The 22614-nt window shown below is 64.8% G+C and carries 25 protein-coding genes; 12 read left to right on the forward strand and 13 right to left on the reverse strand.

Annotated elements, in window-relative coordinates; translation table 11 throughout:
• Positions 1-416, reverse strand: a 416-nt coding sequence (locus AC24YW_RS00005; RefSeq protein WP_487480777.1) for a helix-turn-helix domain-containing protein, incomplete at its 3' end; no start/stop codon positions are given.
• A gap of 191 nt (positions 417-607) precedes the next feature.
• Here AC24YW_RS00005 and AC24YW_RS00010 point away from each other — a divergent pair.
• Positions 608-844 (forward strand): hypothetical protein, encoded by a 237-nt coding sequence (locus AC24YW_RS00010; protein ID WP_487480778.1) that lies wholly within the window; start codon positions 608-610, stop codon positions 842-844.
• Positions 845-865: 21 nt separating this feature from the next.
• Here the strand turns inward: AC24YW_RS00010 and AC24YW_RS00015 are convergent, their stop codons facing one another.
• Complete coding sequence (locus tag AC24YW_RS00015) at positions 866-2149, reverse strand: hypothetical protein (RefSeq protein WP_487480779.1); 1284 nt, start codon at positions 2147-2149, stop codon at positions 866-868.
• A 113-nt stretch (positions 2150-2262) separates the two neighbouring features.
• Here AC24YW_RS00015 and AC24YW_RS00020 point away from each other — a divergent pair, with 113 nt between their 5' ends.
• Entirely contained in the window at positions 2263-2490 is a 228-nt protein-coding gene (locus AC24YW_RS00020; protein WP_487480780.1) for a DUF2171 domain-containing protein, read from the forward strand.
• Positions 2491-2785: 295 nt separating this feature from the next.
• Here AC24YW_RS00020 and AC24YW_RS00025 read toward each other — a convergent pair whose 3' ends face one another.
• Positions 2786-2971 (reverse strand): hypothetical protein, encoded by a 186-nt coding sequence (locus AC24YW_RS00025; protein WP_128261776.1) that lies wholly within the window; start codon positions 2969-2971, stop codon positions 2786-2788.
• 165 nt (positions 2972-3136) lie between these two features.
• Here AC24YW_RS00025 and AC24YW_RS00030 point away from each other — a divergent pair, with 165 nt between their 5' ends.
• Positions 3137-3298: a hypothetical protein gene (locus AC24YW_RS00030; protein ID WP_487480781.1), complete on the forward strand. Its 162-nt coding sequence runs from the start codon at positions 3137-3139 to the stop codon at positions 3296-3298.
• Positions 3299-3581: 283 nt separating this feature from the next.
• Here AC24YW_RS00030 and AC24YW_RS00035 read toward each other — a convergent pair whose 3' ends face one another.
• The 3 genes from AC24YW_RS00035 to AC24YW_RS00045 all read right to left on the reverse strand — a co-directional run bounded on the left by AC24YW_RS00035 (position 3582) and on the right by AC24YW_RS00045 (position 5079).
• The gene (locus AC24YW_RS00035; protein ID WP_487480782.1) at positions 3582-4355 is read right to left on the reverse strand and encodes a hypothetical protein; all 774 of its coding nucleotides are present in this window, start codon (positions 4353-4355) and stop codon (positions 3582-3584) included.
• Between the two features lie 174 nt (positions 4356-4529).
• Positions 4530-4766 carry a DUF2273 domain-containing protein gene (locus AC24YW_RS00040; RefSeq protein ID WP_487480783.1) on the reverse strand — a complete coding sequence of 79 codons (237 nt, stop codon included), beginning with the start codon at positions 4764-4766 and terminating at the stop codon, positions 4530-4532.
• A gap of 76 nt (positions 4767-4842) precedes the next feature.
• On the reverse strand, positions 4843-5079 hold the full coding sequence (locus AC24YW_RS00045; protein WP_487480784.1) for a hypothetical protein: 237 nt from the start codon (positions 5077-5079) through the stop codon (positions 4843-4845).
• Positions 5080-5343: 264 nt separating this feature from the next.
• On the opposite strand from AC24YW_RS00045, the gene AC24YW_RS00050 reads away from it, so the two are divergent.
• A complete protein-coding gene (locus AC24YW_RS00050; RefSeq protein WP_042336356.1) occupies positions 5344-5691 on the forward strand; it encodes a DUF6481 family protein in 348 nt (115 codons plus the stop codon).
• A gap of 126 nt (positions 5692-5817) precedes the next feature.
• On the opposite strand, the gene AC24YW_RS00055 is transcribed toward AC24YW_RS00050, so the two are convergent.
• Complete coding sequence (locus AC24YW_RS00055) at positions 5818-6063, reverse strand: pentapeptide MXKDX repeat protein (RefSeq protein WP_035999609.1); 246 nt, start codon at positions 6061-6063, stop codon at positions 5818-5820.
• A 310-nt stretch (positions 6064-6373) separates the two neighbouring features.
• Here AC24YW_RS00055 and AC24YW_RS00060 point away from each other — a divergent pair, with 310 nt between their 5' ends.
• From AC24YW_RS00060 to AC24YW_RS00070, 3 genes are read left to right on the forward strand one after another with little or no spacing between them, the layout of a single operon-like run.
• Positions 6374-7396: a TRAP transporter substrate-binding protein gene (locus AC24YW_RS00060; protein WP_487480785.1), complete on the forward strand. Its 1023-nt coding sequence runs from the start codon at positions 6374-6376 to the stop codon at positions 7394-7396.
• The gene (locus tag AC24YW_RS00065) at positions 7393-7947 is read left to right on the forward strand and encodes a TRAP transporter small permease (RefSeq protein WP_487480786.1); all 555 of its coding nucleotides are present in this window, start codon (positions 7393-7395) and stop codon (positions 7945-7947) included. Before AC24YW_RS00060 ends, AC24YW_RS00065 begins: the two co-directional genes overlap by 4 nt.
• Positions 7944-9302: a TRAP transporter large permease gene (locus AC24YW_RS00070; RefSeq protein ID WP_487480787.1), complete on the forward strand. Its 1359-nt coding sequence runs from the start codon at positions 7944-7946 to the stop codon at positions 9300-9302. Before AC24YW_RS00065 ends, AC24YW_RS00070 begins: the two co-directional genes overlap by 4 nt.
• Before the next feature lie 104 nt (positions 9303-9406).
• On the opposite strand, the gene AC24YW_RS00075 is transcribed toward AC24YW_RS00070, so the two are convergent.
• Positions 9407-10090 (reverse strand): GntR family transcriptional regulator, encoded by a 684-nt coding sequence (locus AC24YW_RS00075; RefSeq protein WP_487480788.1) that lies wholly within the window; start codon positions 10088-10090, stop codon positions 9407-9409.
• A gap of 232 nt (positions 10091-10322) precedes the next feature.
• On the opposite strand from AC24YW_RS00075, the gene AC24YW_RS00080 reads away from it, so the two are divergent.
• The 4 genes from AC24YW_RS00080 to AC24YW_RS00095 all read left to right on the forward strand — a co-directional run bounded on the left by AC24YW_RS00080 (position 10323) and on the right by AC24YW_RS00095 (position 14203).
• A complete protein-coding gene (locus tag AC24YW_RS00080) occupies positions 10323-10931 on the forward strand; it encodes a TRAP transporter small permease (protein ID WP_487481823.1) in 609 nt (202 codons plus the stop codon).
• Positions 10931-12196 carry a TRAP transporter large permease gene (locus AC24YW_RS00085; protein WP_487480789.1) on the forward strand — a complete coding sequence of 422 codons (1266 nt, stop codon included), beginning with the start codon at positions 10931-10933 and terminating at the stop codon, positions 12194-12196. The genes AC24YW_RS00080 and AC24YW_RS00085 overlap by 1 nt, the downstream gene beginning before the upstream one ends.
• 23 nt (positions 12197-12219) lie before the next feature.
• Positions 12220-13203, forward strand: a complete 984-nt coding sequence (locus tag AC24YW_RS00090) for a TRAP transporter substrate-binding protein (RefSeq protein WP_487480790.1) — start codon at positions 12220-12222, stop codon at positions 13201-13203.
• A gap of 73 nt (positions 13204-13276) precedes the next feature.
• Positions 13277-14203 carry a dihydrodipicolinate synthase family protein gene (locus AC24YW_RS00095; RefSeq protein WP_487480791.1) on the forward strand — a complete coding sequence of 309 codons (927 nt, stop codon included), beginning with the start codon at positions 13277-13279 and terminating at the stop codon, positions 14201-14203.
• 109 nt (positions 14204-14312) lie between these two features.
• On the opposite strand, the gene AC24YW_RS00100 is transcribed toward AC24YW_RS00095, so the two are convergent.
• Genes AC24YW_RS00100 through AC24YW_RS00115 form a run of 4 tightly spaced genes read right to left on the reverse strand, consistent with a single transcriptional unit; the run spans position 14313 to position 20038 of the window.
• Positions 14313-15227, reverse strand: a complete 915-nt coding sequence (locus AC24YW_RS00100; RefSeq protein ID WP_487480792.1) for a hydroxymethylglutaryl-CoA lyase — start codon at positions 15225-15227, stop codon at positions 14313-14315.
• Between the two features lies 1 nt (position 15228).
• Positions 15229-17232, reverse strand: a complete 2004-nt coding sequence (locus tag AC24YW_RS00105) for an acetyl/propionyl/methylcrotonyl-CoA carboxylase subunit alpha (RefSeq protein ID WP_487480793.1) — start codon at positions 17230-17232, stop codon at positions 15229-15231.
• Between the two features lie 4 nt (positions 17233-17236).
• Positions 17237-18841, reverse strand: a complete 1605-nt coding sequence (locus AC24YW_RS00110; protein ID WP_487480794.1) for a carboxyl transferase domain-containing protein — start codon at positions 18839-18841, stop codon at positions 17237-17239.
• Positions 18842-18865: 24 nt separating this feature from the next.
• On the reverse strand, positions 18866-20038 hold the full coding sequence (locus tag AC24YW_RS00115) for an isovaleryl-CoA dehydrogenase (RefSeq protein ID WP_487480795.1): 1173 nt from the start codon (positions 20036-20038) through the stop codon (positions 18866-18868).
• 111 nt (positions 20039-20149) lie between these two features.
• Between AC24YW_RS00115 and AC24YW_RS00120 the strand changes: the two genes are divergently transcribed.
• Complete coding sequence (locus AC24YW_RS00120) at positions 20150-21178, forward strand: AraC family transcriptional regulator (RefSeq protein WP_487480796.1); 1029 nt, start codon at positions 20150-20152, stop codon at positions 21176-21178.
• Between the two features lie 12 nt (positions 21179-21190).
• On the opposite strand, the gene AC24YW_RS00125 is transcribed toward AC24YW_RS00120, so the two are convergent.
• Complete coding sequence (locus AC24YW_RS00125; RefSeq protein ID WP_487480797.1) at positions 21191-22576, reverse strand: toll/interleukin-1 receptor domain-containing protein; 1386 nt, start codon at positions 22574-22576, stop codon at positions 21191-21193.
• Between the last annotated feature and the right edge of the window lie 38 nt (positions 22577-22614).

Raw genomic sequence — 22614 nt, forward strand, 5'->3', positions numbered from 1 at the left:
CCCTGCGACAGCGGCGTGCCGCGCGCGCGGTGGCGCGGCCCGCCGCCGCGCTTGACCAGGCCGTGGCGATCGAGCACCGCATGAATGGTGCTCTTGGCGGGAACCCTGACGTCGCCGTCGAGCCGGCGCACCAGCAGTTCGCGGATCTTGCGGGCGCCCCAGTGCGGCTTCTCGCCCTTCAGCCGGACGATCAGGGTCTCGAGCTGCTGCGGGAGCTGGTTGGCGTAGCGGACCGGCCGCCTGGAGCGGTCGCTCAACGCCTCCAGCCCGTACTCCTTGTAGCGGTCGAAAATCTTGTAGCCGGTCTTGCGGGAGATGCCGAACTCCCGGCACACCTCGGTCATGGCTTCCCCATCCAGAAGCCGGGCGACAAAGCGCAGGCGCTCTTCCATTACCGAACTCGCTTTCCACGGCATCCACACCTCCCGCAGAACAAAAGCGGAAAGTGTAACCCATGTGTCCGGTACGATTTGTCACCTATGTCTCGGGCCGCTCATTGCAAAGGCGGCGCTCTTCACGAACGCGTGGGTAACCATATGCCGGCCTTTGAACGGCGCCGATCACCCCTATCTAAGCGCCGGGCGAGCCGCGCCCGATAGGTTTGTGAATGCAGCAGTCCGAGCTGACGAGAATGGCGATCGCATCGGCGGTCGCGATCGTTGCGATATCGTATTTGGCCGTCGATGCAGGCCTGGTGAACACCAATGCGGTCACGAGGCCCATCAAGGTGGTCCAGGCCTCGATATTTGGCGCAATGGGACAACGTCAGCCTGCATTTGCCGTTGAGAACTGGAAGCGCGGCCACGACAAGCCGCGCCTCGAATATTGCCTGGCGGTCGACTGATCGACGCGCCCTCGCTTCCGGCTATCCACCACCCGCCGGTTGATGACCGCGCCACCACCGCGCAATGGAAGCGGTGAGATCGTCCCACACCTCCGTCGGCAGGTCCGGGACCGCCACCCGGACGCTGTACTGGTCCGTCGTCGCGTCGTGAAACCACTCGGTCGCCGCGAAATCGAAGCCGAAGCTGCCGGCGTGGCGGATGGGAAAGCCCTCTCGGCGCAATTCGCAGCTCATGTCCTCGGCCGCCTGCCGCGCTGCCGCCTCGTCGAGCGCGCGCCTTCCGCGAAGGGTCACGTACAGGCCGTGGGCGAAGCGAAGCTGAGCGGCGAGCGCCGGGATCTCGGCGGCAAAGTATCGCGCCGAGCTTCGGCCGTTACGCAAGATCGCCGCCACGCGCCGCTTGGTCAGCGCCCAATAGGCTGCGCTGCCCGCGAAGGGCGGGAAGTGGGCCGGCAATGCCGCGCCGCCGAGCAGCCGCACCGCGTTGCGGGTTTCCGACGCGAGACGTGTCCATTCAACGTCCCCTCCCCGCGGCGGACGCTCATCCCCATGCACGAAGACGGCCGAGCCGAGCCGGCCATATTCCGCTCCGAGCGAATCGAGCTTGTTGTGGCTTCGCACCAGCACCAGAGCAATTCCGTGTCGCCTGGCCCACCTCACGACTCGCCTGATGCGGCCCGACCTGCCGGCAAAGCACGTCGTATCGAAAATCAGGAGATCGAGGCCCCAGCCGTCACGGCGCAGCACCGCCTCGATGGCGCCGGCCACGGAGCAGGAATCCAGCAGCAGGATCCGCGGCGAGCTCACCCGTGCAAGCGCATCGCCGAGCGGCAGCTGCAAGGCCTCGATCCGCAAATGCGGCATGAAGCTTCGGATCAGCTCCAGCGTCTCGCCGTAGGAGCCCGGCAGCACCAGGATATCGGCCTTCGCGACGATCCGCGCGGAGGCAAGCAGCACCGCGGAGATCGCCGCCATCCCCGAGGCGGTGTAGATCGCCGTGCTCGTGCAGCCGTCGTCGAGCTCGTAGAATGAAGGGCCGCGTACCGTGAGATCGGCCCGCTGGTAGTCGTAACTGAACTCGAACGGCCCGCTGGCGGGATCGGCCGTGTGCGACCATGCGGTCTCGGTCGCCTTCCACTCGTGTAATTCGTGCTCCGCCCTGAGCGCCGCGGTGATCTGGAATTTGAATCTGACGACGTCGTCGACGGAACGCGGAGGCGCCAAATCAAGCGGATTTCTCAGGCCGTCGTTCAACAGCCGGAGTTCCCGGTGCTTGCGTTCCAAATAGGCCCGAACGGTCTCCATTGCGCTTCTTGCAGATCCAATCAGGCGTCAACGTCTGGAAAAGCCGGCGGGTCCAAGGCGCCTGCTGCAACGAACAGGCGCCTTCGCAGTTGAATCCATGCAAGGAGGACAGCATGGCTGATATCAGAGAGCACATGAAAATCATCGGCAAGGACGGCGCACATGTCGGCACGGTCGATCGTCTCGAGGGCAACCGCATCAAGCTGACGCGCAAGGACAGCCCGGAAGGTCACAAGGACCATCATCACTACATCGACACGAAATATGTCGGTGCCGTCGAGGGCGACGTGGTCAAGCTGTCGGTGAATGCCGACGCCGTCCCGAAGTCGGAAGCCGCGTGAAACACTGAGCCCCTGCGGGGGCTTTTTGTTTGTTCACGGTCCGACTCCGCTTCGTTCGCAAGCACGAATCGCGACCGCGATTCGATCGCGCGGAGCATTCGTTAACGATGGCTTCTCGCGGGTGAGAGGTCGCTGCAATGCGATCGGATTTCAGCGCTGCGGATTGATCGGGAACGAACGCGCGATCAGCGCGTTGGATGACCGAACAGAGTGGTGCCGACCCGCGCCAGCCCCCGGTCGGCTTTGAAGGGCCCCGTGCTTGTCCCCCGAGCACGGGGTTTTTCTCATGTCAGCACTACCGGGCCGGCGGCCTGTGCCCGGCTGGATGCGAGGGGCCGGCCTGCTCATCGCGCAGATCGCGGGCGAGTTCGTGCCAGGCCAGGGCGAGCTGGATCAGCCGTTGCCTGTCAGCACCCTCGGCTTCCGCGGCGCGCTTCATTGCGGCCTCGGCCTCATGTTGCGGATCGTACTCGGTGTACATGAGGCGGACTCTATCCGGCCATCTGGACGAGCGCGTGGCAATTTCGGTCCGTATGATTGCGGGGTCACCCCGTCAGCCTTCCTGCACCGATCTGTGAACCACGTCACAGCCGGTCCGCGGCATCTCCGCTAAACAACTGTCAGGCTTCATGAGTGATGTCCGGTCATGACACGCAAAGCAGCAACCGAAGTCATCGTCCCGACGCAGCGACATCGCGCGGACCTGCTCGGCATCGCCTATCTCGGCACCATCGGCGTCGTTATGGTGGCCTGGATCGCGGGCCTGGTCTGGGCCTCGATCGCGTTCTTCGACTGGCTCGTGTCCTGATGGACCAAGGCAATTGGCCGGCCTGCCGATCCGCCTAGAGCAGGTAGGGCAACGCCTGCGACAGTTTAATTCCGCCACAAACGATCATGGCCCAGAGCGCCACGCTGATCTGGATGGCATCCAGCATGTCCCGCATCCCCCGCGAATCATCCCGTCATTTTTCTTTGAAATTGACGTGAGGGGGCGACGAGCACCAGAGCAAATTCAAAAGCAACCGCCGGCGTGCAAAAGGATGAGGCGGGCCGAAGCCCGCCTCCAACTGGTCCGATCCGGCCCGGAAAATTCAATAGCAGGCGCGGGGATCGGCCTGCACGTATTGGCCGTTCGGATAGCGGTAGTAGCAGGTGCCCTGCGCCCAGTAATAGCCGGGCTGGGACGCAGCGGTCGCACCGGCGATCGCGCCCGTCGCGCCGCCAAGAACCGCGCCTGCGGCGGCCCCGGTTGCATTGCCCGAGATCAGTCCGCCCAGCAGGCCGCCGACGATCGCGCCGCCAAGCGCGCTGGCGCCGGGATCAGCCGGTGGCGGCGGTGGAGGCGGCGGCGCGTAGGCCACCGGAGGCCGGGCGTAGGCCACCGGCACGTCGTCGTAGTATTCTTCCGAGATGTAGGCGGGCGGACCTGCCATGCGCTGCGGATAATAATACCAGACGCCGCCGACATCCCACCACCAGCCGGAGCGACCGTTGCGGACCTCGTGGCGCCAGCGTCCACCATCCCAGGCGCGATTGCCGCGATAGGTGTGGCCGCCCCAGTCGCGCTCCGGTACAGGTCCGCGGGCGTAATGGCGTCCAGGCGGTGGGCCGCCCGCGTTGTGCGGACCAGGGCCACCGGCACGAGGCTGTGCACCGGGCTGCGGCGCGGGCCGAGCCGCCTGCTGCGGCGGCGGACCCTTGCGCATGTTCTGACCGTCTTGGGGCGGCGCACCTGCGGCTGGGCGGGCCGGCGGTTGGACGACCTCCTGCCGGGACCTGGCCTCCTGCGCCTGCGCCGACAGCGCGAGCAACGAGATGGCGGAAACCGCGGGAATGATGATCTTGTTGCGTTTGGACGCACTCATGCGTGCTCGCCCCCTGCTCTCTCATGGCCGCGATTCCCGGGCGCGATCGACGAATCGCCGCGCGCCGGGCTGATGCCGGCCGCAATCACTGCCCTGCTTGATCGGCTAAGTCCCGTTACAAATGATTAAGATCAGGGCAATTTTTCGGCCCACAGGCCGTGCTGGAATGCGCGCCTAGCGAGCCGGCTCGATCACATTGCAATTGCTTCGCCCGGACATCAGACAATCCTGCATCTTGCTGGCTGCCGTCAGATCCCGGGCAAGCCACCAGCCGATGCCGAGGATAACGACCGCGATGATCAATCCTGCCAGCGCGCCGCGGCGGTCGCCGCCGGACGGAGGCTTGGACTGACGGTTCGGTCGAGGATGGGGCTCCTCGCCCGGTTCGGATCTGGACTCTGGCTTCGACATGGCCGCCTGGTCACGCTGGCGCGCTGGCTTTACCACCTCTGCGGCGTGGCGTCACATCCCGATCGTCGGGCCCAATTCAGCCCCGGGTCTGCTGGATCGCATCCTTGCGCAAGGTTTCGACCGCCGGATTTGCCTCCTGAACACGCGGTGCGCAACTCGTGAGCACGAATGCGGTCCGGGTGCATTCCCAATCCGCACCCAGCACGGCACTTTCGATCGGCTCCGGACGAGCCAGCAGCAGCGCGCCGCCGGCCACGCCCGCCAGGGCGAAGACAATCGCCAGCGCTTTCAGGCTCGGTCTTGGGATCGTCATGCCCGTGCTCCGTATCGTCGCGGGCGGACGCTAGGCGTCGCCCGTGTGCTCCCTTATGAGGGACATCACAATTCGGCAGTTTTTCCGGGCTACGAGAGATCGTCGGGGGGCGATTTTTCGTTGACCTGATCGGCTGCGATTATGGGTGGCTTCGCGACGCGCGCCGATGTACACGCTTCTGCGTCGCGTGGCGCCTGCTATGCCCAGCCGACGTACCAACAGGCACCGATGTAGGATTGAAAGCGAGAAAGACAAGGCTCGTCGATGAGTGGATTCAGGGAACCCGGCTTCGCAGACCGGCAAAAGGCGGCACAGGACGCCCGCAAAAATCTTTTGAACAAGTTCAAGTCGCAGCCGGGTCCCGACGATCCCGCGGTGGCGGCGAAGCGTGCCGAACGCGAGGCCCTCGCGGCCAAGCGCGCCGAGGCCAAGGCTGCGCGCGAGGCCGAAAAGGCCGAGCAGAAGCGTCTCGAGGAGGAAGCCAAGGCCGCCGAGGCCGCGCGGATTGCCCGCGAGGCCGAGGAAGCCGAAGCACAGCGCGCTGCGCTCGAAGCCGAGCAAAAGGCCAAGCGCGACGCCCGCTACGCTGCCCGCAAGGCCAAGCGCAAGTAACGCGCGGAAATCGCGTTCAATTGAATTTGAACCGAAGCATCATCCCGGCGCGGTCCATGGGACCGCGCCGGAAGTTCGAGACCGTGTGGCCGCCAAGTGCCAGCGCTGCACGACGACGACGGAAGATCAGTTCTTCTTCATCATCCCGTCGTCCTTCTTCATGCCGTCCTTCGACATGTGATCCTTCTTCATGCCGTCGTCCTTGGACATGTGGTCCTTCTTCATCATGCCGTCCTTGGACATCGTGTCCTTTTTCATCATGCCGTCATCCTTGCCCATCTTGTCCTGAGCAAAGGCGGCCGGCGCAAACGCGAGGCCTAGCGAGAGAGCGGCAGCCGAGACGCCGAGCACGATGCGGGTGCGAATGGTCATGGTTCATCTTCCTTCGTGATGATATTTGTCAGCGACGGACGCCGCTATCTTGTCTCGACGGATAGCCATGTGGCGTTGTTACGCTGACCATCGATAAATTTCCGCGGCCAGCCGCTCCTTGGTTGACGAGCCCGTGTCGATCGGAAGTGCTGCAGCGCAGCACAACCGGCACTTGCCGCGGCACTCTGTCTCGAACTATCAGAGATCATCGGATGGGAGACCGGATTGGGTTGGCCCACGCGGTCGCTAAGAATCCAGCCCAAATCAACTCTGCCAAAAACACTCAGAGAAACGCCAAGGGGATCACATCATGTTCACGCGCCGCCATCTGCTCGCGACCGCCGTCGCGGCACCTGCCATTCTCCGCTTCGGCACCGGCACCGCGCAGGCGGCGACCACACTGAAGATCTCGCATCAGTTCCCGGGCGGCACCATCGACAAGGGCGATTTCCGCGACCGGCTGTGCCGCATGTTCGCCGCCGAAGTGAATAAGCGCAGCAATGGCGACATTGCCGCCGAGATCTATCCGAACTCCTCGCTGATCAAGACCAACGCGCAGTTCTCAGCCATGCGCAAGGGCGCGCTCGATATCAGCCTCTATCCGATGCCCTATGCCGGCGGCGAAGTGCCGGAGACCAATATCGGCCTGATGCCGGGCCTCGTGACCACCTACGACCAGGGCCTGCGCTGGAAGAAAGAGCCCGTGGGCAAGGCGCTGACCGACTTCCTCGCCGATAAGGGCATCATCCTGCTCACCTGGGTCTGGCAGGCCGGCGGCGTCGCCAGCCGCTCCAAGCCGATCGTCGCCCCGGAGGACGCCAAGGGCCTCAAGGTGCGCGGCGGCTCGCGCGAGATGGACATGGTGCTGCAGACCGCCGGCGCCTCGGTGTTGTCGGTGCCGTCGAACGAGATCTACGCGGCCATGCAGACCGGCGCCTGCGATGCCGGCATCACCTCCTCCACCAGCCTGATCTCGTTCCGCCTCGAGGAGGTCGCGAAGTCGCTGACCTCAGGCGCGGGTGCCTCCTATTGGTTCATGCTCGAGCCGCTGATGATGTCGAAGGCGATCTTCGACAAGCTGCCGAAGAACCATCAGGACATCCTGCTCGCGGTCGGCACCGAGCTCGAAGCCTTCGGCCGCAAGGGCGCGCAGGACGACGATATCGAGGTCGCCAAGGTCTACGAGAAGGCCGGCGCCAAGGTCTCGGCGCTCGACGCTGCGACCGTCGGCAAGTGGCGCGATATCGCCCGCGACACCGCGTGGAAGGACTACAGCGCCAAGACCGCGACGGCCGCAAACCTGCTCAAGCTCGCCATCGACGTCGCCGCATGAGCCACGGTCCGCTTCCGGATCGTGACGACAAGACGATCGCTGCCGCAAGCACCGGCCTTGCGGCGGCGATCGATCGCGGTCTCGCCATCCTCAACAGCATCATCGTCGTGTTCGCCGCGGTCGCACTGGTCGCGGCCTGTGCGATCCTGAGCTACAGCGTGCTCAGCCGCGCGCTGTACAAGGCCGCGAACTACTGGCAGGACGAAGCCGCCGTGTTCCTGCTGGTCGGCGCGACCTTCATGACGGCCGCCTACGTGCAGCAGCATCGCGGGCACATCGGCATCGAGGCCTTCGTCGGCCTGCTCTCGCCGCTCGCGAACAGGGTTCGGCTCTGGCTGGTCGATGCCGCGACGTTCCTGTTCTGCGCCTTCTTCGCCTGGAAGTCCTGGACGCTGGCGCACGAAGCCTATGTCGACGGCCAGGTCTCCAACTCGATGTGGTCGCCGCCGCTCGCCATTCCCTACACCCTGATGGCGCTCGGGATGAGCCTGCTCTGCATCCAGATCCTCGTGCAGCTTGCGCTGCCTTTCGCCGGAGCCAAGCGGCCATGAGCGTTTTCGGTATCGGCGTCGCCTACGGCGTTGCGACGCTGCTTGTAATGTTCTCAGGGATGCCCATCGCGTTCGCGCTCGGCGCGGTCGCGGTGGTGTTCATGGCCATCTACATGCCGGCCGCCTCGCTCGATACGGTGACGCAGAACGTCTACGAGGAAATGGCCTCGATCACGCTGTTGTCGATCCCGCTCTTCATCCTGAAGGGTGCGGCAATCGGCAAGTCGCGCGCGGGCCAGGATCTCTATTCGGCGCTGCATGCCTGGCTGCATCGTGTGCCCGGAGGGCTCGGCGTCGCCAACGTGTTCGCCTGCGCGCTGTTCGCGGCCATGGCAGGCTCCTCGCCCGCAACCTGCTCGGCGATCGGCTCGGCCGGTATCCCCGAGATGCGCAAGCGCGGCTATTCCGGCGGCTTTGCCGCTGGGATCATCGCCGCCGGCGGCACCCTCGGCATCCTGCTTCCGCCCTCCATCACCATGATCCTGTTCGCGGTCGCCGCCGAAAAGTCGCTGGGACGGCTGTTTCTGGCCGGCATCGGTCCCGGCCTGCTGCTGGTCTTTCTGTTCGGCGCCTACGCCGTCTTTCGCTTCCGCCAGGAATATGCCGCCGCCGAAGCGGCCTACAAGAACGGCGGACCGGAGGCTCCGATCCTGCAGCGCGACGAGTATACGCTCGCCGAGCGCTTCAGCGTGCTGCCGCGCGTGATCCCCTTCGTGCTGCTGCTCACCGGCGTCATGATCGCCCTCTATGGCGGCTATGCCACGCCGTCGGAGACCGCCGGCCTCGGCGGCCTGCTGGCGCTGGCGCTGATCGCCGCGATCTACAGCGTGTGGCGGCCGAGCGACCTCGCACCGATCATGAAATCGACGATCCGGGAATCGACCATGCTGATGATGATCATCGGCATGTCGCTGCTCTATTCCTACGTGATGAGCTACCTGCACATCTCGCAATCGGTCGCCGAATCCATCGTCGCGATGCATCTGCCGCGCTGGGAGCTGCTGTTCGCAATCCTCGTCATGGTCGTGGTGCTCGGCTTCTTCCTGCCGCCGGTCTCCATCATCCTGATGACGGCACCGATCATCCTGCCGCCGCTCCGCGCCGCCAATTTCGACATCATTTGGTTCGGCGTCGTCATGACCATCGTGATGGAGATGGGGCTGATCCACCCGCCGGTCGGCCTCAACATCTTCGTCATCCGAAACGTCGCGCCCGATATTCCCCTGCGCGAGGTGATCTGGGGCACGCTGCCCTTCGTGCTCTTGATGATGCTCGCAGTGCTGCTGCTGTGCCTCGTGCCGGGCATCTCGACCTGGCTGCCGGACCTCGTCATGGGGCCGGACGGGAGCAGGTAGCGGCAATCACAACTGCTGTAGGGTGGGCAAAGCGAAGCGTGCCCACCATCTGTCGCAGACATTCACCGCTTGGTGGGCACGGCGCAAATGCGCCTTTGCCCACCCTACGATTTCTCCTTCCGCCGCGACTTCGGCGCGTTCGCCACGACCTGCAGCAAATCCTTGCGCACGGCCTCGATGTGCCGCTCCAGGAAGCAGCAGGCCTCCTCGACCTTCTGCGCGCGGCATAGTGCGATCAGCTGGGCGTGCTCCTTTTCGGCAATGCCCATCGCCTTGGTGTTGGAGAGCTGTAGCCGCGTGTAGCGATCGCTGGTCTGCAGCAGCGACAGCACGATCGCGCGGGTGCGTGGCTGCGGCGCATGCACGTAGAGCGCCATGTGGAAGTCGGCGTTGAGCTGGCCCCATTCACTGACGTTCCTCGCCTTGATCGCCTTCTCGAAGCTCCGGTGGATGTCGTCGAGCCCGTTGAAATCGTCCGGGGTGAAGCGCGGCGCCGACTGCGCCAGCAGCCGCGGCTCCAGGATGCGGCGCAGGTCGAAGACGTCGTTGATCTCGTCCAGCGACAGCTCCGAAACGATGGCGCCCTTCTGCGGCACGATGCGCACCAGGCCTTCCGCCTCGAGCTGGAACAGCGCCTCGCGTACCGGGATACGGCTGACGCCATAGGCTTCGCCCAACGCGTCCTGGCGCAGCTGCGATCCGGCCGGATAGGTGCCGTCGAGGATCGCCTGGCGGAGCTGGTCGACGATCGCGGCCGACAGGGTGCGATGCTTCAGAGGCTGTTTCATCTGATCGTCCGATGTCCTTCCCGACTCGCGCGGCCGACTGCGGTCCCTGTCTTGCATGTCGAGCTGCCCGGCAAAAGCCGGGGCCCCACAAGCATAGTGCCCAGCAAACGCGCGCCCTGCCGCCGAAATGACCGCAAACTCCGTTTGACTCCCGAAATGTATAAATTATACATTTGGCAATCGCACGACAAATTTTCAGGGGGTTGGGGCCTCTTTCATGATCGAGCAGACCATGCCGGCCACGCGCGCACTCAGCCTCCGACGCATGATCGTCCGGATGTCGAGCGCCCTGCTCGCTTGCGAACGGCTCGCGCTGATGGGCCTGATGTACCTGCTCACCGGCCTGATCCTGGTGAACGTCGTCACCCGCTACTCGCACTTCCCGATCTACTGGATCGATGAATCCGCCGTTTATTGCGTGGTCTGGCTGACCTTCATCGGGGCGTCCGCGATGACGCGGCTGCGGCTCGATTTCGCGGTGACGATGCTGACGGAGCGATTGTCCGCCCAGCACCAGAAATTTGCAAAAGTGATCTCGACCGGCCTCGTCGTGGTGTTCGGCATCGCCCTGATCGTCACCTGCGTGCTCTGGATGGACCCGGTCGGCCTCGCCCGCGCCGGCTTCGACGGGCGCAAGCTCGCGGGCGAGACCTTCAACTTCCTCTACACCGAGCGCACGCAGACGCTGAATTGGCCGACCTGGGTGCTCTATCTGACGCTGCCGATCTTCGCGGTGTCGATGACCATTCATGGCCTCGCCAATCTGCTTGAAGACCTCGAGCTGGTCCCGCGCACGGCGCCGAAGGGTTTTCAGCTCTCCGAACTCGACGGGGTCAATTGATGATCACGTCAGCGGCCTTCATGGCGTTCATGCTGGTCGGCGTGCCGATCGGTCTCTGCCTGTGCCTCGCCGGCCTCGTCTATATCGCGGCGTCCGGCAATCCGGTGCTGTTCCAGTCCTATCCGCTGCAGCTGTTCGGCGGCGTCGACAGCTACGGCCTGATCGCGATCCCGCTCTTCATCCTGATCGGCGAGATCATGAACGGCGGCGGCATCACGCGGCGCATCGTCGACATGGCGATGGCCTTCGTCGGCTCGCTCAAGGGCGGGCTCGCCTACGTCAACATCCTCGCCAACATGTTCATCTCGTCCATCCTGGGATCGGCGACGGCGCAGGTCGCGATCATGGCGCAGATCATGGTCCCCGAGATGGAGAAGAAGGGCTACGACAAGACCTTCGCGGCCGGCCTCACCGCCTATGGCGGCATGCTAGGTCCGATCATCCCGCCCTCGGTGATGTTCGTGGTCTACAGCGTGCTGGCGCAGGTCTCGGTCAGCGACATGCTGATCGCCGGCATCGTGCCGGGCGTCATCCTCACCGTGATGTTCTGTCTCGTCATCGCGCTGATGGGCTATGTCTACAACTATCCCCGCGCAGACCACCAGACGCCGCGCCAGCGCGTGATGACCATCCTGCGGACCTCGCCGACGCTGCTGATCCCGATCGTCATCGTCGGCAGCATCCTCGGCGGCCTCGCCAACGCCACGGAATCGGCAGCCGTCGGCGCCGTTGCCGCGGCCTTGGTCGGAAGGTTCTGGACCAAGGAATTCGAGTTCTCGCAGCTGCCGCAGATGATGCTGCGCAGCGCGATCTATTCAGCAATCGTGCTGTTCCTGGTGGCGGCCGCCGCCGTGTTCTCCTGGGTGCTGATCTTCGGCAAGGTGCCGCAGGAGACCGCCGCCTGGATCCAGACCGTCGCCAAGGATCCGGTCAGCTTCATGCTGATCTGCAACGTCATCCTGCTGGTGATCGGCACCGTGATCGACGGCATTCCCGGTCTCATCATGACCGTGCCGATCCTGCTGCCGGTCGCAACCGAGATCTACCACATCGACCCCCGGCAATTCGGCGTCGTCGTGGTGATCAACCTCGTGCTCGGCCTGCTGTCGCCGCCGGTCGGGCTCTGCTTTTTCGTCGCGGCCGCCGTCACCGGCGCCAAGCCCGGCAGGATGTTCATGGTGACGCTGCCCTTCTTCGTCATCGCCTGCATCCTGCTGGTGCTGCTCTCGCTCTATCCCTCGCTCTCGCTGATCCTCGTCAAATAGACCCATCCGAAAGGAGCCCGACCATGCCGCTTTCCCGCCGCCGCTTTCTCGCCGCCAGCGCCGCCGCCTCGGTGTTCGCCCCGTCGCTGGCGCTCGCCCAGGCCAAGGAATTCCGTCTCGGCCTGATCACGCCGAACGGCCATTCCTGGAACAAGGCCGCGCTCAAATTCGGCGACGAGCTCAAGGCCGCCACCAACGGCCGCCTGACCCTGACCGTGTTCCACGCCGGCCAGCTCGGCAACGAGACCGCGATGATGCAGCAATTGCAGTCCGGCGCGCTCGACATGGGCTTCATTCAGGCTGCCGAGCTCGGCTCGCGCGTGCCGCACATCGCCGCGATCAACGCGCCCTACATCGTGCGCTCGACGCCGGCTGTGGCAAAATTCGTGCGGCATCCGGCGGCAGTGAAGCTGTTCGAAGTGCTGCCGCAGGAGACCGGCACGATCGGGCTCGGCTGGGGCATCACCGGGATGCGCGCGGTGTTCTCCTCCAAGGACCTGAATTCGCTGGCCGACATCAAGGGCATGAAGCTGCGCATCAACCCGACGCCGGTGTATCGCGATTTCTATTCCTCGCTCGGCGCGGCGCCGACGCCGATCCCGACGCCGCAGGTGTTCGACGCCATGGCCAACGGCCAGGTCGACGGCTTAGAGGCCGATCTCGAATTCTCCTGGAACCAGCGCTTCGACAAGGTGTCGAAGGTGATCCTGCAGATGAATGCCGTGTTCATGCCGATGGCAGCCGTCGTCTCCGGCCGCGTCTGGCAATCGCTGCCCGCCGCCGATCGCGAGCTGATCACGAAGACGATCAAGACGACGCTGGACGCGCAGATCGACGAACTCGCCGGCAACGAGCCCAAGCTGATCGAGAACTTCAAGAACGCGCCGATCCCGATCCGCCAGGTCGACGCCAAGGACACCGAGGCCGTGATCGCCGAATTCGACAAGATCTGGCTGCCCAAGGCCCCCGTCCTCGCCGAGCTGCGCAAGGTCGGCGCCACGCTCTGATCCCGTTCCCCATCCCTTTCACAACAGCCGGCGGCTCCAGCCCCCCGCCGGCGTATACACCTGGAGTCAAATCATGAGCCGCCGCGTTGCCTGGGAAGGCGTCTTCCCGGCCGTCACCACCCAATTTCACGACGATCTCTCGCTCGACCTCGACGCGACCGCCAAGGTGATGGACGGCTTGATCCGCGACGGCGTCTCCGGCCTGATCGTCTGCGGCTCGGTCGGCGAGAACACCTCGCTGGAGCGCAAGGAGAAGGTCGCGATCATGGAAGCGGCGAAGTCGGTCGCGAAGGGTCGCGTGCCGGTGCTGTGCGGCATCGCCGAATTCACCACCGCATTCGCGGTGGAGACCGCCAAGGAAGCCGCACGCATCGGCATCGACGGCGTCATGGTGATGCCGGCGCTGGTCTATTCCTCCAAGCCGCACGAGACCGCCGCGCATTTCCGCGCCGTTGCCAGCGCCACCGACCTGCCGGTGATGCTCTACAACAACCCGCCGATCTACAAGAACGACGTTACGCCCGACATCCTCGCCTCGCTCGCCGACGTCGAGACCGTCGTCTGCTTCAAGGATTCCTCCGGTGATACGCGGCGCTTCATCGACACCCGCAACATGGTCGGCGATCGCTTCGTGCTGTTCGCAGGTCTCGACGACGTCATCGTCGAGAGCGTCGCCATGGGCGCCGTCGGCTGGGTCTCCGGCATGTCCAACGCCTTCCCGCGCGAGGGAGAGACGCTGTTCCGTCTCGCCAAGGCCGGGCGCTTCGCCGAGGCCATGCCGCTCTACGAATGGTTCATGCCGCTCCTGCACCTCGATGCCCGCCCGGACCTCGTCCAGTGCATCAAGCTGTGCGAGCACATCATGGGCCGCGGCACCGCCCTGACCCGCCCGCCGCGCCTGGCGCTGCTGCCGCAGGAAAAGGCCGAGGTCGAGGCCATGATGGCCAAGGCGCTCAAGAACCGGCCGCGTTTGCCGGATGTCGGACTGAAGGCGGCCTGAGTCCTGCGCTCCCTCCACCGTCATTGCGAGCGAAGCGAAGCAATCCAGACTGTTTCTGCGGCGACAGGCTGGATTGCTTCGTCGCTTCGCTCCTCGCAATGACGAAAAACTACGAAGCCGCCGCCCGCTTCTCCTTCGCGTTCAGCGCCGACGCCACGCGGCTCACGGGCGGCTTGCCCAGCACGCCGCTCATCGCGTTCGTCGCCGCCAGCAGCTTCTCCATATCGACACCCGTCCTGATCCCCATGCCTTCGAGCATATAGACGACATCCTCGGTCGCGACGTTCCCCGTCGCGCCCGGCGCGTAGGGACAGCCGCCGAGGCCGCCGGCGGCGGCGTCGATGACGCGGACGCCCTCCTCCAGGCCCGCATAGAGGTTGGCGAGCGCCTGGCCGTACGTGTCGTGGAAATGCATCGCGAGCCCGGCTGCGGGAATGTTGGCGGCAACCGCGCGCAGCATCTCCTTGGCTTTGGCTGGCGTGCCGACACCGATGGTGTCGCCAAGCGAGATCTCATAGCAGCCGAGCTCGAACAGCGTGCTCGCGAGATCGGCGACAGCTTTCGGTTTAATCTCGCCATCGAACGGACAACCCAGCACGCAGGAGATATAGCCGCGCACCTTGACGCCATCAGCCTTGGCGCGCGTCAGCACGGGCTTGAAGCGCTCGATGGACTCCGCGACCGTGCAGTTGATGTTCGCCCGCGAAAACCCTTCGGAGGCCGCCGCGAACACGGAGACCACTTTGGCGCCCGCGGCCCGCGCGGCCTCATAGCCTTTCTCGTTCGGCACCAATACGTGGAATTCGGCGTCCTTCACATGCGCCACGCCACGCAGCACGGCGTCCGAGCTTGCCATCTGCGGGATCGCCTTGGGCGAGACGAAGGCGCCGACCTCCACGGTGTGCAGCCCGGCCGCCACCAGCGCCTCGATGAAGGCGATGCGGGCCTCGACGCTGACGGGCGTCTTCTCGTTCTGAAGGCCGTCGCGCGGCCCCATTTCGATGATGCGCACCTGGTCGCTCATGTCACTCTCCTGCAGGCTCGACCACGGCGAGCTCGACGCCCTCCTGCACGATGTCGCCGACCTTGCACTTTATGGACTTGAGCACGCCGGCATAGGGCGCGCGCAGCGTCTGCTCCATCTTCATCACTTCCAGGGTCAGGATCGGCGCGCCCTTCTCCAGCTTGGCCCCCTCCTCGGCCAGCACGGCGACCACAGTGCCGGGCAAGGGCGCGGCGATCTTGTCCTCGCCGACATGCTCCTCGCTCTCGCCGCCGAACGGATCGACCCAATGCAGCTCGAAACGGCCGTTGCGCGTGCGCAGGTACAGCTCATGGCCGTCGATCACAGCCGCCACTGACGATTTGACGCCGTCCAGGGTCAGGTCGAAACCGCCGTCCTTCGCCGCGATCGTGAACGCCAGCTCGCGCTCGCCGATCATCAGCGTCGACGGTCCGCTACCGTAGTTCAGCGTGATCTTCTGCTCCGGACCATGGCCGACGCGGAAGGCAAAACTGCGCTGGCGGCGGCCGACCGGCTGCCATCCGAAGGTCTGCCAGGGTGAATTCGCCTCCGCCTGCGCGGCCTGCCGCTCCTCGTTGACGATTGCGGCGACTGCGGCGCAGAGCTCGAGCTCTCCGGGTGCAGGCGCAGCCGACGTCAGCACCGCCAGCTCACGCTCGATGAAGCCGGTGTCTATCGCGTTCGCGCGAACCTTCGGATGCGTGATCAGGGCCGAGAGGAACGGGATGTTGCTGACGATGCCGCGGACGTCGGTCTGCTCCAGTCCCCGATTGAGCCGCTCGATCGCAACGTCCCGCGTCGGCGCCCACGCGATCACCTTGGCGAGCATGGCGTCATAATACGGCGAGACCGTATCGCCCTCGCGATAGCCGGCGTCGATGCGCAAGCCCCCAGTCTCGGCCGGCAGCCGCCAGGTCGAGATCCTGCCGACGGACGGCATGAAATTCTTGGTCGGGTTCTCGGCGTAGACGCGGGCCTCGATCGCATGGCCGTTGAGCCTGATCTCGTCCTGCTTGAGCGGCAGCGCCTCCCCGAAGGCGACGCGCAGCTGCCATTCGACCAGATCAATCCCGCTGATAAGCTCGGTCACGGGATGCTCGACCTGCAGGCGCGTGTTCATCTCGATGAAGAACACGTCCTTGCCGTCGGAGACGAACTCGATGGTGCCGGCGCCGACATAGTTCACCGCGCCCGCCGCTTTTCGCGCGGCAGCGCAGACGGTCTCGCGCTGCGCGGCATTGAGCGTCGGCGACGGCGCCTCCTCGATCACCTTCTGGTGCCGCCGTTGCAGCGTGCACTCGCGCTCGAACAGCGAAAGCAGATTACCGTGGCTGTCGCCGATGATCTGCACCTCGATATGCCTGGGATTATCGACGTATTTCTCGATCAGCATGCGGTCATCGCCGAAGGCGGCTTTGGCCTCGCGCTTGGCGCTGACGATCGCGGGCGCAAGCTCGTCGGCCGAGCGCACGATGCGCATGCCGCGCCCGCCGCCGCCGGCCGAGGCCTTCACCAGCACGGGAAAGCCGATCTTGTCGGCCGCCCTGGCGAGCGTCGCCTCGTCCTGGGCCTCACCGTGATAGCCCGGCACCAGCGGCACGCCGGCCTTCTCCATCAGCTCTTTTGAACCGGACTTCGAGCCCATTGCCGTCATCATCCCGGCGGTCGGCCCGACGAAGACGAGGCCGGCGTCATAACAAGCCTGCGCGAACTCGGCATTCTCGGACAGGAAGCCGTAGCCGGGATGCACCGCCTCGGCGCCGGTCTTGCGCGCGGCCTCGATCAGCCGCTCGATGTTGAGGTAGCTGTCGCGGGCACGCGCCGGCCCGAGCAGCACGGCTTCGTCCGCGAGCGCGACATGCATCGCCTCGCGATCGGCCTCGGAATAGACCGCGACGGTGCGCAGGCCCATGGCCCGCGCGGTGCGGATGACGCGGCAGGCGATCTCGCCGCGATTGGCGATCAGAACGTTGCGAAAACGGCGGTAGAGCTTCGAGCGGTCCATCGCATCACATCCTGAACAGGCCGAATTTCGTTGGTTCGATCGGCGCATTCGACGCCGCCGAAAGGCCGAGGCCGAGCACGAGGCGCGTGTCGGCGGGGTCGATCACGCCGTCGTCCCAGAGACGCGCGGTCGCGTAATAGGGATGGCCCTGGCTCTCATATTGCGCGCGGATCGGCTCGCGGAACTTGTCTTCCTCTTCCCTGGACCAGCTCTCGCCCTTGGCCTCGATATTGTCGCGCCGGACCTGGCTCAGCACCATCGAGGCCTGCTCGCCGCCCATCACCGAGATGCGCGCGTTCGGCCACATCCACAGGAAGCGCGGTGAATAGGCGCGCCCGCACATGCCGTAATTGCCGGCGCCGTAGGAGCCGCCGATTACGACGGTGAATTTCGGCACCGAGGCGGTCGCGACCGCCGTCACCAGCTTGGCACCGTCGCGCGCGATGCCGCCGGCCTCGTATTTCTTGCCGACCATGAAGCCGGTGATGTTCTGTAAGAAAACAAGCGGAATGCCGCGCTGGCAGCACAGCTCGATGAAATGCGCGCCCTTGAGCGAGCTCTCGCTGAAGAGAATGCCGTTGTTGGCAATGATACCGACAGGATAGCCCCAGATATGGGCGAAGCCGCATACCAGCGTCGTGCCGTAGAGCTTCTTGAACTCGTCGAATTCCGAGCCGTCGACGATGCGCGCGATGATGTCGCGCACGTCGAACGGCTTGCGGCCGTCGACCGGCACCACCCCGTAGATTTCCTCAGCCGGAAACAGCGGGTCGCGCGGCTTATGCATGTTCAGGTTCGGCCGCGTGGAAGGCTTGAGCGTTCCGACGATACGCCGGGCGATGCCGATCGCATGCGCATCGTTCTGGGCATAGTGATCGGTCACGCCGGACTGCCGCGAATGCACGTCGGCGCCGCCGAGCTCCTCCGCGCTGACGACCTCGCCGGTCGCGGCCTTCACCAGCGGCGGGCCGCCGAGGAAGATGGTGCCTTGATTCCGCACGATGATGCTCTCGTCCGACATCGCCGGCACATAGGCGCCGCCAGCGGTGCAGGAGCCCATCACGATCGCGATCTGCGGAATCCCCTGCGACGACATCTGCGCCTGATTGTAGAAGATGCGGCCGAAGTGCCGCTCGTCCGGAAAGATCTCGTCCTGCAGCGGCAGGAAGGCGCCGCCGGAATCCACCATGTAGACGCAAGGCAGATTGTTCTGCCGCGCAATGTCCTGCGCGCGCAGATGCTTCTTCACCGTCATCGGGTAATAGGTGCCGCCCTTGATGGTGGCATCATTGGCGACGATGACGCATTCGCGCCCCGAGATGCGGCCAACGCCGGTGACGACACTGGCCGAATGCACGTCACCGCCATAGAGGCCATAGGCGGCAAGCGGCGACAGCTCCAGGAACGAGGTGCCGGGATCGACCAACAGGTCCACGCGCTCGCGCGCCAGCATCTTGCCGCGCGCGGTGTGGCGCTTGCGCGAGGCTTCGCCGCCGCCGCCGGCGACTTGGGCAAGCTTTTCGCGCAGGTCCGCGACGAGGTTGCGCATGGCCTCGGAATTACGCGCGAAATCTGAGGACGACGGATCGATGCTGGAATGAAGCGGCATGGTGATTCCAATGAGGTGAAGGGCTTAAGCCGTCTCGGCCATCAGCTCGCGGCCGATCAGCATGCGGCGCACTTCCGAGGTGCCGGCGCCGATTTCGTAGAGCTTGGCGTCGCGCCACAGGCGCCCGACCGGGAATTCGGACGTGTAGCCGACCCCGCCCAGCGCCTGGATCGCCTCGCCGGCCATCCATGTCGCCTTCTCCGCGGAATAGAGGATCGCGGCAGCCGCGTCCTTGCGCAGGGTGCGCGCGTGGTCGGCGCGGTCGCAGGCGCGCCCCACCGCATAGACATAAGCGCGCGTGGCCTGCCAGGTCGAATACATGTCGGCGAGCTTGCCCTGCATCAACTGGAAGTCGCCGATCGGCTGGCCGAACTGCTTGCGCTCGTGCATGTAGGGCACCACCGCGTCCATGCAGGCCGCCATGATGCCGAGCGGCCCGCCGGAGAGCACCGCGCGCTCATAATCGAGGCCGGACATCAGCACCCTGACGCCCTCGCCGACCTTGCCGAGCACGTTTTCCTCCGGCACCTCGCAATCGTCGAAGAACAAGGGATAGGTGTTGGACCCGCGCATGCCGAGCTTGTCGAGATGCTGGCCATGCGTGAAGCCTTTAAAGCCCTTCTCGATCAGGAACGCGGTCATGCCGCGCGGGCCGGCTTCCGGATCGGTCTTGGCGTAGACCACCAGCACGTCGGCATCGCCGCCATTGGTGATCCACATCTTGGAGCCGTTGAGCACGTAGCGGTCGCCGCGCTTGTCGGCGCGCAGCTTCATCGAGACCACGTCGGAGCCGGCGCCCGGCTCGGACATTGCGAGCGCACCAACATATTCGCCTGAGATCAGCTTCGGCAGATAACGCTGCCGCTGCGCGTCATTGCCGTTGCGGCGAATCTGATTGACGCAAAGATTGGAATGGGCGCCGTAGGACAGGGCGACGGCCGCCGAACCGCGCGAGATTTCCTCCATGGCGACGATATGGGCGAGATAGCCCATATTGGAGCCGCCATATTGCTCCGGCGCGGTCATGCCGAGCAGGCCGAGGTCGCCGAAGCGTTTCCAGAGGTCTGCGGGGAAAAGATTAGCCTTTTCGATCTCGGCGGCACGCGGGGTGATCTCCGCCTCCACGAACGAACGAACGGTGTCGCGCAGCAGGCTGATGTCTTCGCCCAGATCGAAATCGATGCTCGGGATGTTCAAGGCGAGTCCTCCGTATTTTGGGCTCCGAACCTAGCCCGGTCCCGGCCCTCTTGTCGTCGAAAAGGTTGCATTTTCCGCCAAACTTGGCGAGGATTTCTGAAAGGAATTCCGATGCCTTTTCAAGCCGCCACCGCAATTCCGCGCCGCGCCGTCACGCCCGCCGCCTTCGTCCGCGGCGTGGTGGCCGCGTATGAGCATTACGGCCGCGATCCCGCCGAAGCCTTGAGCCGGGGCCAGGTCGCGCCGGAGCTCCTGAATTCTCCTGATGGGCGCGTGACCGCGGCCCAGTTCGAGGCGCTGGCCGGCCATGCCATGCGCGAGCTCGATGACGAGGCGCTCGGCTGGTTCTCGCGCCGGCTGCCATGGGGCACCTATGGCATGCTGTGCCGGGCCTCGATCACTGCACCGACGCTGGAGGTCGCGCTCAAGCGCTGGTGCCGGCATCACCGCCTGGTCACAGAGGATGTGCTGCTCGATCTCGAGGTTGGCGAAGAGACGGCTGTCGTGTCGATCCGTCAGCTCCGTGACCTCGGGCCCTTCCGCGAGTTCTGCCTCGTCACGCTGTTCCGCTACGTGCTCGGATTCTCATGCTGGGCTGTCGACTCCCAGATCGCGCTCCGCGCCGCTGAGTTTCCATATTCCGAGCCCGGCCACCTCTCGGTCTATCCGACCATCTTTTGCCGGAGCCTCCGCTTCGATGCGGACCGCGCCGCCATCGTCTTCGACAAGCACTATCTCTCGCTGCCGCTGACGCGCAGCGCTGCCGATCTCGACAACATGCTCAAGGGCGCGCTCCGGCTGACCGTGCTGCCCTACCGACGCGACCGCCTGCTTGTCGAGCGCGTCCGCCGCGTGCTGCGCGATGCGCGCGGACGGGTCCTCGGTGCCGAGGACGTCGCGCGCGAGCTCGCGCTCTCCACCCGCACCATGCATCGCCGCCTGCGCGAGGAGTCCACCTCGCTGCGCGATCTCAAGGAAGAAGCCAAATTCGAGCTGGCCAAACAGGAGCTGATGCGCGGCCGCGCACCGATCAAGCGCATTGCCGAGATCGCCGGCTTTCGCAACGAGAAAAGCTTTTCGCGGGCCTTTCGGACGTGGACCGGCACAAGCCCGCGCGATTTTCGCGGCAGGTACCGGTGAGCCGCGCAGGCGTCACGCCGCCGTCTTGACATCCGGAACGGTCAGCGCCTTGACGGCGTCTTCGAGCGCCTTGGCGTTGTCGGTCAATTCCTCCTCCGATCGCTTCATCATCTGTGCGACGCGCGCGCAGCTCCGCGACAGGAACTCGATGTTGAGCAGCCGCATGGCCTGGAGAACCGTGCGATAGCGTTCGACCTCCGCACCGACAAGGCCCGGCCGAATGACGGTTTTTCCATCGCTCGACAACCCCAGCGATTTGTACATCTCGCGGGCCAGGATCGGCCAGTAGTCCAGCAGACGCGACATCTTCTCGGTTTCGACCTCGTCGAATGCCGCCAGAAAGTCCTCCGTACTGATATTGCCGCGCGTACGCGATTCAACCGTCAAATCCTCGATCACGCGCGGGATCTGTTGGATCCGGCGCTCGCGCTCGTCGGACGATTGCGCGTCGAAATCGGCAGGGAATTTCTGGATGATCTCGGACCTGAACCGGTAGCCCATGCGGATGGCGGTCAATAGTGACAGCTGCTTGCTCGACAATCCGGTCAGCGGCCCGCCGACCTCCTCGATCGCCAGGAATTCGCAGCGGTAATCGCCATCGCCCTGGACACGAGCCCGGTGCAGCAAGGTCCGGTAGCGCCGGCCGCCGCGCCCGATCAGCACGGCCTGCGGTGCAACGAAAGCGTTCTCGCGCGCCGCAAGCACTATCTGCGCGGTTTCCTCGAGCCATTTGTAGACGAAGTTCTGCCTTCCAGTTTCGGTATTTGCCAGCTTCTGGACCCTGCACCAGGGTACGGACTGAGCCTGGATGGTGAAGAGATCGCCGAGCACATTGTCGTCGCCGGTGAACTCGGCCGTAGGGGGAATCTCCCCATGGGCGAGGTCGGCGTCGGATGCCACGAAATGCACGCGCGGATAGCCGTCGAATTCGCGAATCTCGCCGAACAGACTGCTATCCAGCTTGCCGACCAGCCCGCGCAACTCGCTGGCGTCGACGTCGATGGCGTTCCTCTCGAAAATGCCGATCAACTCCTTGATGAGTTGATCCTTGCTCGTCAACATCTGCAGGTGGCTGAGCGGACCAGGCGGGCTCACCTTCGGGCGGATCAGGCAGAAAATCCGGCGATCGATGGCTGCCGGTCTTGCGGCGGCAAAATATCCGGCTTCATAAAAGCACCAGGACCAGTCCTCATAGGGCGCGCCGTACAGCAGAAACAGGCTTTGCGCTGTACGAAGATGTTGCTCGATAGAGGGCCGCCATTCATTGCCGCGCGGAATGTCCTCCGAAATGAAAACATCGATTTGTCCATGCGAAGCGGTCTCAATGACCTTCTTCATCGCACGGGCTATCCGGCCGTATTCTGACCGATGGCTGATGAAAATCGGGTTGGGAGCCATGACGCGCTTCCCCTGGTTTCAATCCGGCCCGTCTGCAA

It is taken from the genome of Bradyrhizobium sp. USDA3516 (assembly GCF_057651995.1).

Coding starts and splice junctions, on each gene's coding strand:
- AC24YW_RS00010 (WP_487480778.1), top strand. CDS start 608: ATGCAGCAGTCCGAGCTGACGAGAATGGCGATCGCATCGGCGGTCGCG.
- AC24YW_RS00015 (WP_487480779.1), bottom strand. CDS start 2,149: ATGGAGACCGTTCGGGCCTATTTGGAACGCAAGCACCGGGAACTCCGG.
- AC24YW_RS00020 (WP_487480780.1), top strand. CDS start 2,263: ATGGCTGATATCAGAGAGCACATGAAAATCATCGGCAAGGACGGCGCA.
- AC24YW_RS00025 (WP_128261776.1), bottom strand. CDS start 2,971: ATGTACACCGAGTACGATCCGCAACATGAGGCCGAGGCCGCAATGAAG.
- AC24YW_RS00030 (WP_487480781.1), top strand. CDS start 3,137: ATGACACGCAAAGCAGCAACCGAAGTCATCGTCCCGACGCAGCGACAT.
- AC24YW_RS00035 (WP_487480782.1), bottom strand. CDS start 4,355: ATGAGTGCGTCCAAACGCAACAAGATCATCATTCCCGCGGTTTCCGCC.
- AC24YW_RS00040 (WP_487480783.1), bottom strand. CDS start 4,766: ATGTCGAAGCCAGAGTCCAGATCCGAACCGGGCGAGGAGCCCCATCCT.
- AC24YW_RS00045 (WP_487480784.1), bottom strand. CDS start 5,079: ATGACGATCCCAAGACCGAGCCTGAAAGCGCTGGCGATTGTCTTCGCC.
- AC24YW_RS00050 (WP_042336356.1), top strand. CDS start 5,344: ATGAGTGGATTCAGGGAACCCGGCTTCGCAGACCGGCAAAAGGCGGCA.
- AC24YW_RS00055 (WP_035999609.1), bottom strand. CDS start 6,063: ATGACCATTCGCACCCGCATCGTGCTCGGCGTCTCGGCTGCCGCTCTC.
- AC24YW_RS00060 (WP_487480785.1), top strand. CDS start 6,374: ATGTTCACGCGCCGCCATCTGCTCGCGACCGCCGTCGCGGCACCTGCC.
- AC24YW_RS00065 (WP_487480786.1), top strand. CDS start 7,393: ATGAGCCACGGTCCGCTTCCGGATCGTGACGACAAGACGATCGCTGCC.
- AC24YW_RS00070 (WP_487480787.1), top strand. CDS start 7,944: ATGAGCGTTTTCGGTATCGGCGTCGCCTACGGCGTTGCGACGCTGCTT.
- AC24YW_RS00075 (WP_487480788.1), bottom strand. CDS start 10,090: ATGAAACAGCCTCTGAAGCATCGCACCCTGTCGGCCGCGATCGTCGAC.
- AC24YW_RS00080 (WP_487481823.1), top strand. CDS start 10,323: ATGCCGGCCACGCGCGCACTCAGCCTCCGACGCATGATCGTCCGGATG.
- AC24YW_RS00085 (WP_487480789.1), top strand. CDS start 10,931: ATGATCACGTCAGCGGCCTTCATGGCGTTCATGCTGGTCGGCGTGCCG.
- AC24YW_RS00090 (WP_487480790.1), top strand. CDS start 12,220: ATGCCGCTTTCCCGCCGCCGCTTTCTCGCCGCCAGCGCCGCCGCCTCG.
- AC24YW_RS00095 (WP_487480791.1), top strand. CDS start 13,277: ATGAGCCGCCGCGTTGCCTGGGAAGGCGTCTTCCCGGCCGTCACCACC.
- AC24YW_RS00100 (WP_487480792.1), bottom strand. CDS start 15,227: ATGAGCGACCAGGTGCGCATCATCGAAATGGGGCCGCGCGACGGCCTT.
- AC24YW_RS00105 (WP_487480793.1), bottom strand. CDS start 17,232: ATGGACCGCTCGAAGCTCTACCGCCGTTTTCGCAACGTTCTGATCGCC.
- AC24YW_RS00110 (WP_487480794.1), bottom strand. CDS start 18,841: ATGCCGCTTCATTCCAGCATCGATCCGTCGTCCTCAGATTTCGCGCGT.
- AC24YW_RS00120 (WP_487480796.1), top strand. CDS start 20,150: ATGCCTTTTCAAGCCGCCACCGCAATTCCGCGCCGCGCCGTCACGCCC.
- AC24YW_RS00125 (WP_487480797.1), bottom strand. CDS start 22,576: ATGGCTCCCAACCCGATTTTCATCAGCCATCGGTCAGAATACGGCCGG.